Source organism: Aquabacterium sp., from assembly GCF_035476535.1.
In the GTDB taxonomy this organism is placed as follows: domain Bacteria; phylum Pseudomonadota; class Gammaproteobacteria; order Burkholderiales; family Burkholderiaceae_C; genus Pseudaquabacterium.
Map to the genome: position 1 here is coordinate 21,405 of NZ_DATILJ010000128.1, position 7,901 is coordinate 29,305.

At 68.0% G+C, this 7,901-nt stretch carries 6 protein-coding genes; 2 read left to right on the forward strand and 4 right to left on the reverse strand.

Translation table 11 applies throughout. From position 1 onward, the window contains the following. Positions 1-2: 2 nt before the first annotated feature. The 4 genes from VLK61_RS13055 to VLK61_RS13070 form a co-directional block, all read right to left on the reverse strand. The gene (locus VLK61_RS13055) at positions 3-3,221 is read right to left on the reverse strand and encodes an efflux RND transporter permease subunit (protein ID WP_325421818.1); all 3,219 of its coding nucleotides are present in this window, start codon (positions 3,219-3,221) and stop codon (positions 3-5) included. Between the two features lie 10 nt (positions 3,222-3,231). Further along, the gene (locus VLK61_RS13060) at positions 3,232-4,422 is read right to left on the reverse strand and encodes an efflux RND transporter periplasmic adaptor subunit (protein ID WP_325421820.1); all 1,191 of its coding nucleotides are present in this window, start codon (positions 4,420-4,422) and stop codon (positions 3,232-3,234) included. Positions 4,423-4,652: 230 nt separating this feature from the next. Beyond that, a complete protein-coding gene (gene aroC, locus VLK61_RS13065) occupies positions 4,653-5,753 on the reverse strand; it encodes a chorismate synthase (protein ID WP_325421822.1) in 1,101 nt (366 codons plus the stop codon). A 117-nt stretch (positions 5,754-5,870) separates the two neighbouring features. Further along, positions 5,871-6,335 carry a CBS domain-containing protein gene (locus VLK61_RS13070; RefSeq protein WP_325421824.1) on the reverse strand — a complete coding sequence of 155 codons (465 nt, stop codon included), beginning with the start codon at positions 6,333-6,335 and terminating at the stop codon, positions 5,871-5,873. Between the two features lie 70 nt (positions 6,336-6,405). Here VLK61_RS13070 and VLK61_RS13075 point away from each other — a divergent pair, with 70 nt between their 5' ends. Further along, on the forward strand, positions 6,406-7,707 hold the full coding sequence (locus tag VLK61_RS13075) for an O-acetylhomoserine aminocarboxypropyltransferase (protein WP_325421829.1): 1,302 nt from the start codon (positions 6,406-6,408) through the stop codon (positions 7,705-7,707). A gap of 1 nt (position 7,708) precedes the next feature. Next, on the forward strand, positions 7,709-7,901 hold a 193-nt coding region (locus tag VLK61_RS13080; protein ID WP_325421826.1), incomplete at its 3' end, for an alpha/beta fold hydrolase.

Below are 7,901 nucleotides of genomic sequence, written 5' to 3' on the forward strand. Positions count from 1 at the left end.
ACTCACTCGCGATCGGCGGGTGCGTGCTGCGGCAACACACCGCCGCCCTTGCCTTCCACGGCCGCACGACCGCGGAACCAGCGGCCGAACAGCGCCCCGACCTTGTCCATGTAGTAGTACATGACCGGCACAGCCACCAGCGTCAGCAGCGTCGAGGTGATCACGCCGCCGATGATCGCGCGGCCCATCGGCGCCTGGATCTCGCCGCCATCGTTCAGCGCCAGCGCCAGCGGCAGCATGCCGAAGACCATCGCCGCGGTGGTCATGATGATCGGCCGCATGCGGATCATGCCGGCCTTCTCCAGCGCCTCGGCCACCGTCGCGCCGGCCTTGCGCGCATGGTTGGCGAAGTCGACCAGCAGGATGGCGTTCTTCGTCACCAGGCCCATCAGCATCACCAGCCCGATCATCGAGAACACGTTCAGCGTCGAACGCCAGAACAGCAGCGCCAGCATCACGCCGATCAGCGCCAGCGGCAGCGACACCATGATCGCGATCGGCTGCAGGAAGCTGCCGAACTGGCTGGCCAGCACGATGTAGATGAAGATCACCGCCAGCGCCATCGCGCTGACCAGGCCACCGAAGGCCTCCTGCTGCTGCTGCATCTGGCCGCCGATGTCGAAGCTGTAGCCCGGCGGCAGCGTGGTTTCCTTGATCAGCTTCTGCACGTCGGCCCCGACATCGCCGGATGAACGGCCCTGCACGCCGGCGAACACCGCCTCGCGGCGCTGCAGGTTCTGGCGTCGGATGATTTCGGGGTTGAACACCGATTCGATGGTCGCCACGCTCTCCAGCGTGACCGGCGTGCCGTCTTTCGCAAAGGCCACCGGCAGGCCGCGCAATTGCTCGATGCGTTCGCGCTGCGTCTCGTTCAGGCGCAACACCACGTCCACCTGGTCACCATCCGGCGTGGTCCAGTAGGTCGCCGTCTCCCCATTGACGTAGGCGCGCAGCGACGAGGCCAGCTGCGGCGCGGTGAGGCCTAGTTCACGCACCGCCCCCGGCTTCAAGCGCACCGCATAGGCCGGCAGGCCCGGCTTGACCGACAGCTCGACATCGACGATGCCCGGGATCTTCTTGACCTTCTCCGAGAACTCGGTGGCCACGCGCGCCAGGCCTTCGGCATCGCTGCCGAGGATGGCGACGTAGATCGGCCGGTCGAAGCCCACCGACGAATCGGTGCCCGGGATCTTGGCGATCTGCTCGCGGATCGCGTTCTCCACTTGCTTCTGGCTGCGCTTGCGGTCCTTTTTGTCCTTCAGCGCGATGTTCAGCCAGGCCTGGTTGCGCTGGCCGGCGCCGCCGACGTAGGTCGACAAGGTCTCGACCTCGGGTAGCGCGGTGACGATCTCCTCGATCTGCCGCACCTTGGCATCGGTGCGCGCGAGGCTGGAGCCCACCGGCACGCGCAGTTGCAGCTGCGTGAAGCCCTGGTCGGTCTCCGGCACGAATTCGCTGCCGACCAGGGGTGCCAGCGCGATCGCGACGACGAAGCTCATCACGCCGGTCCAGGCCACGATGCCGCGCGGCGTGATCGTCGCGCTGCGGAAACGGCGCCGGCTGGTCTTGTCGCGGCGGCCTTCAATGAAGCCATGGCCATACGCCGGCAGCCAGACGCGCCAGCGGCGGGCCGAGAAGATCCAGCGGATCGTGCGCTGGTAGACGCGGTGCAGCAGATCCATCCCGGCATCGGTGCCGCGGATCAGGTGGCCGATGACCGGGATCCTTTTCAGGTAATCCGCCGGCGGGTCCTTCCAGATGCTGGACAGCATTGGGTCCAGCGTGAAGCTGACGAACAGCGACACCAGCACCGCGACAACGACGGTGATGCCGAAGGGGTAGAAGAACTTGCCGATGATGCCGCCCATGAAGGCCACCGGCGCGAACACTGCGCAGATCGCAAAGGTGGTGGCCATCACCGCAAGGCCGATCTCCTCGGTGCCCTCCCGCGCGGCAGTGAAATGGTCCTTGCCCATGTGCACATGGCGCACGATGTTCTCGCGCACGACGATCGCATCGTCGATCAGCAGGCCGATGCACAGCGACAGCGCCATCATCGTCATGAAGTTCAGCGTGAAGCCGAAGGCATACACCGCGATGAAGCTGGAAATAACGGCGATCGGCAGCGTCAGCCCGGTGATGATGGTCGAGCGCCAGGAATGCAGGAACAGGAAGACGATGGCCACCGTCAGCAGCGCGCCTTCGATCAGCGTGTGGCGCAGGCCTTCGAGCGAACCCTTGACCCAGTCGCTGGACGCGTAGATCAGCTTCAGCTCGACATCCGGCGGCAGCGTCTTGCGGATCTCGTCCATCGCCTTCTTCACCGCATCGCCGGTGGTGACGATGTTGGCATCCTGCTGCTTGAAGACGTTGAAGTTGATCGCCGGCTGGCCGTTGATGCGTGCGGTGGAGTCGGCTTCCCTCTCACGCTCGACCAGCGTGCCCACATCGGCCAGGCGCAACGACAGGCTGCCGCGCTGTGCGACGACGATGTTCTCCATCATCTTCGGGTCGCGCAGCTTGCCTTCGACGCGCAGGATGGTGTCCTGCACGCTGTCGGACAGCAGGCCCACCGGCTGGTCGGCGTTGGCCTCGCGCAAGGCGGTGGCGATTTCGGCCGGCGTCACGCCATAAGCGCGCAGGCGCACGGGGTCGAGGTCGATGCGCACTTCGCGCACCGTGAGGCCGCTGATGTCCACACGGGCCACGCCCTCGACGCGCTGCAGGCGCTTGCCAACGGCGTTTTCCCCCAGCATCGACAACTCGCGCGCACCGCGGCTCTTGGACAGCAGTGCCAGGTTGACCACCGGCTGCGCGTTGTCGTTGTTCCAGCGCTGGATCGTCGGTGCCTTGGCATCCTTCGGGAAACCCGCCTGCACCGCCGCGATGCGGTCGCGCACGTCCTGCATGGCCCGGCCCATGTCGGCGTCGAGCGAGAACTCGATGCTGGCCTGTGCCCGACCCTCCAGGCTGCGCGAGGTGATGCGCTTGACGCCGGCGATGCTGTTGATGGCTTCTTCGACCGGCTTGGTCAGCTCACGCTCGACCGCCTCCGGCGACGCGCCGGGGTAGGCGATCTCGATCCAGGCGCCGGGAAAGGAGATGTCGGGCATCTGCTCGACACCCAGCTTGGAATACGAGAACAGGCCCAGCACGCACAGCGCCACCATCACCATGGTCGCGAAGACCGGGTTCTGGATCGAGACACGGGTCATCCACATGGCGCCGCTCCTATTTCAGGTTGGCGGGAATGGAGGCCGCGGCCGAGGCCACCGCCGCAGCCTTGGGGGCCACCACCGAGGCCTTCGCGCCTTCACGCAGGTTGTCGAAGCGCGCCGCCAGCACCTGGCTGCCGGCATCGACGCCGCTGAGCACCTCGACACGGCCATTGGCCTCGTCGCGCCGGCCCAGCGTGACGGCGCGGCGCAGCAGCGCGCCCTTGTCGATGACCCAGACATGGTCCTGGCCCGAGGTGTTGCCCACCGCCGGCATCGGCAGCGAAAGGCGCTGCTGCGCATCCGTCAGCTCCACCCGCGCCAGGGCGTACTGGCCGGCGCGCAGAGTTTCCTTCGGGTTGTCCATCGCGATCGTCACGCCGATCGAGCGGGTGCCCGGCTCGGCCGCCGGGGCGATGCGCGCCAGCTTGCCGGACACCGGCGTGGCCACGCCTTCGACGCGCACCTGCACCAGCATGCCCGGCGCCAGCGAGCCCACCTCGTGGGTGCCGACGCTGCCGGCCAGCTCCAGCTGGGCCAGGTCCACCAGCGTCAGCACCTGCTGCTCGATGGCCACTTTTTCGCCCGGCAGCACATACCGCTTGGCCACGATGCCGGCGATCGGCGCCACCAGTGCGGCCTCGCGCAAGCCCACGCGCAGCGTGTCCAGCGAGGCTTGCGCGGCATTCAGCGTGGCACGCGCGGTGTCCATCGACGCGCGGGAGTTTTCCAGCGCAATCGGCGAGATGAAGGATTGCGCGGCGAGCCGCTCGTTCGACGCGTGGGTGCGCTCGGCCTGTGCCAGCGTGGCGCGGGCCGACTCGAGGTTGGCAGAACGTTCGGCGACGCGGTTGGACAGCTCCGCCAGATCGATGCGGCCCAGCGCCTGGCCGGCGCTCACACGCTGGCCCTCGGCCACCTGCAGCGCCAGCAGCGTGCCGGCGGCCTTGGCGCGCACAACAGCGGTGTTCGGCGCCACCAGCGGCCCGGAAAATTCGATGGTCCTGGGCATGGTCGCCAGCGCCGGCTGCACCACCTCGGTGGGCCGGAACTCCAAGGGCGGTGCCGACGCTGCGCCGGCCACCGCGCTGGCCGCCTTGTCGGGCGCCTTGGCCCCCGCCTGTCGCTGTGCCATCACGACGGCCGCGGCAATGCCGATCACTGCCGCCGCCACCACGCCGCCCCCGATCAACCGACCCTTGCGCATGAGCAATCCCCTTGTCCTTGCCTGACCACTTTTGTAAAGCGGCCGCAGTCTAGGTCCGGAGTTCCCGGCCCAGCGGGAGTGTGCGACGAAGCGCGGCTTACGGGTGACGAAGCGCACCGCGGCGCGACGACTGCGTCAGCCGAAGTGATGAACTGCAGCGAGCGGCGACGGACCGCTCGCAGCCGCCCTGGGGGCCGGGGACGGGCCGCTGCCGGCGGGCCCCCGGACGCTCAGGCCGGCGCGCCGGGAATCGGCGGCAAAGCGTGCCGCACATCGCCGCACTGGGCGCGGTGGCGCAGCGCATGGTCCATCAGCACCAGCGCCAGCATGGCCTCGGCGATCGGCGTCGCGCGGATGCCGACGCAAGGGTCGTGGCGGCCGAAGGTCTCGACCGTCGTCGGCTCGCCGGCGCGGTTGATCGAGGCGCGCGGCACGCGGATCGAGCTGGTCGGCTTGATCGCGATCGCGACCACCAGGTCCTGGCCGGTCGAGATGCCGCCCAGCACGCCGCCGGCGTTGTTGCCGCGGAAGCCCTGCGGCGTCAGCTCGTCGCCATGTTCGCTGCCACGCTGGGCCACGGCGCCGAAACCGGCGCCGATCTCGACGCCCTTGACCGCGTTGATGCCCATCATCGCGTAGGCGATGTCGGCGTCGAGCTTGTCGAACAGCGGCTCACCCAGGCCTGCCGGCACGCCGCGGGCGCGCACCTCGATGCGCGCGCCGCAGGAGTCGCCCGCCTTGCGCAGCGCGTCCATGTGCGCTTCGAGCTGCGGAATGATCGTGGCATTGGCGGCGAAGAACGGGTTCAGCGGGATCTGCGCTTCGTCTTCGAAGGGAATCGTGATATCGCCGATCTGGCTCATCCAGCCGGTGAAGGTGGTGCCGTGCTGGGCCAGCAGCCACTTCTTGGCCACCGCGCCGGCGGCGACCATCGGCGCCGTCAAACGGGCCGACGAGCGGCCGCCGCCACGGGGGTCGCGCAGGCCGTACTTACGCCAGTAGGTGTAGTCGGCATGGCCGGGGCGGAAGGTGTCGAGGATGTTGCCGTAGTCCTTGCTGCGCTGGTCGGTATTGCGGATCAGCAGGCAGATCGGCGTGCCGGTGGTCATGCCTTCGTAGACGCCGGAGAGGATCTCCACCGCATCGGGCTCGTTGCGCTGCGTCACGTGGCGGCTGGTGCCGGGGCGGCGGCGGTCCAGGTCGCCCTGGATGTCGGCTTCGCTGAGCAGCAAGCCCGGCGGGCAGCCATCGATCACGCAGCCGATGGCCGGGCCGTGGCTTTCGCCGAAATTGGTGACGCAAAACAGTTCGCCGAAGGTGCTGCCGGACATCGTGCTCTATTGGGGGAAGTGGCTATCGGAGGGAAATGACGCAACGGGCCCGGTGCACGCCGCACCGGGCCCGTGGATTGTCGCAGGCCGGCTGTTCCTTGGCCGGCCGCCGGCCGGCTACAGCTTGGGTTCGGCCGCGTCGGTTTCTTCGACCGGCCAGTCGCGGATGTAGGCCTTCAGCATGCGGTTCTCGAAGTCCTGGCTGTCGACGACGGCCTTGGCCACGTCGTAGAACGAGATCACGCCCATCAGCGTCTTGCCGTTCTGCACCGGCATGTAGCGCGCGTGGCGGCCCAGCATCATGCGGCGCACCTCGTCGATCTCGGTCTCGGGGGTGCAGGTCAGCGGTGCGTCGTCCATCACCGTGCGCACGATCTTGTTGCCGACGCTGCCGGCGTTGCCGACCACCGCGGCGATGACCTCCCGGAAGGTGAGCATGCCCGTCAGGTCGCCATGGTCCATCACCACCAGCGAGCCGATGTCGCGGTCGGCCATGGTCTGCACGGCCTCGGCCAGGCTGGTATCGGGGGACACGGTGAACAACGTGCCGCCCTTGACGCGCAGGATGTCGCTGACTTTCATGGGAGGCTCTCCTCATTGGGGTGAAAAAACATAGCACACAATGCCGACCCACAACACCCTGATCGTCATCATGTCCGGATATGCCGACCCCGGTTTCGACACCCTTGCGCTGCATGCCGGTGCAGCGCCCGACCCGGCGACCGGGGCACGGGCCGTGCCCATCCACCTGAGTACTTCGTTCGTTTTTGAAAGCAGCGAGCATGCGGCCTCGCTGTTCAACATGGAACGCTCAGGCCATGTCTACAGCCGTATCAGCAATCCCACGAATGCTGTGCTGGAAGAGCGCATTGCCGCGCTCGAAGGCGGCGTCGGCGCCATTGCCACGGCCAGCGGCCAGGCGGCGCTGCACTTGGCGGTGGCCACGCTGGCCGGTGCCGGCCACCACATCGTCGCCAGCAGCGCGCTGTATGGCGGCTCGCACAACCTGCTGGACTACACGCTGCGGCGCTTCGGCATCGAGACCAGCTTCGTCAAGCCGGGCGACATCGACGGCTGGCGCGCGGCGATCCGCCCGAACACCCGGCTGCTGTTCGGCGAAACCCTGGGCAACCCGGGCCTGGACGTGCTGGACATCCCCACGGTCAGCGCCATCGCGCACGACGCCAAACTGCCACTGCTGGTTGATGCCACCTTCACGCCACCGTGGTTGCTGAAGCCCTTCGACCATGGCGCGGACCTGATCTACCACTCGGCGACCAAGTTCCTGTCAGGCCATGGCACCGTGGTCGGCGGCCTGCTGGTGGACAGCGGCGCCTTCGACTGGGACGCGTCCGGGCGATTCCCCGAGTTGAGCGCCCCCTATGCCGGCTTCCACAACATGGTGTTCACCGAGGAAAGCAGTGTCGGCGCCTTCCTGCTGCGCGCTCGTCGCGAAGGCCTGCGTGACTTCGGCGCCTGCATGAGCCCGCACACCGCCTGGCTGATCCTGCAAGGCATCGAGACGCTGCCGCTGCGCATGGAGCGGCATGTCGCCAACACCCGCAAGGTGGTGCAGTTCCTGGCCGGCCATGCGATGGTCGGGCGCATCGGCTACCCGGAACTCGAATCGCACCCCGACCATGCGCTGGCCCGGCGACTGCTGCCGCGCGGCTGCGGCGCGGTGTTCAGCTTCGACATGAAGGGCTCGCGCCACCAGGGCAAGGCCTTCATCGAGGCCTTGAAGATCTTCTCGCACCTGGCCAACGTCGGCGATTGCCGCTCGCTGGTGATCCACCCGGCCTCGACCACCCATTTCCGCATGGACGACGACGCGCTGGCGCGCGCAGGCATCGGGCCCGGCACGATCCGTTTGTCGATCGGCCTGGAGGACGCCGACGACCTGATCGACGACCTGAAGCGCGCCTTGAAGGCCGCCGAGAAGGCGGGGGCTTGAGATGGAACTCCGTGTCCAGGGCCGCCGCGCCTATGCCTACACCGGCGGCAAGCCCTTCGATGCCGCCCTGCCCTGTGTCGTGTTCATCCACGGCGCGCTGAACGACCACAGCGTCTGGACGCTGTTGGCGCGCTGGCTCGCGCACCATGGCCACGGCGTGCTGGCGGTCGACCAGCCGGGGCATGGTCGCAGCG

What these genes read in the sequence shown, in the direction of transcription:
- VLK61_RS13060 (WP_325421820.1), bottom strand. Translation starts at nt 4,422, where the DNA reads ATGCGCAAGGGTCGGTTGATCGGGGGCGGCGTGGTGGCGGCGGCAGTG.
- VLK61_RS13075 (WP_325421829.1), top strand. Translation starts at nt 6,406, where the DNA reads ATGTCCGGATATGCCGACCCCGGTTTCGACACCCTTGCGCTGCATGCC.
- VLK61_RS13055 (WP_325421818.1), bottom strand. Translation starts at nt 3,221, where the DNA reads ATGTGGATGACCCGTGTCTCGATCCAGAACCCGGTCTTCGCGACCATG.
- VLK61_RS13070 (WP_325421824.1), bottom strand. Translation starts at nt 6,335, where the DNA reads ATGAAAGTCAGCGACATCCTGCGCGTCAAGGGCGGCACGTTGTTCACC.
- aroC (WP_325421822.1), bottom strand. Translation starts at nt 5,753, where the DNA reads ATGTCCGGCAGCACCTTCGGCGAACTGTTTTGCGTCACCAATTTCGGC.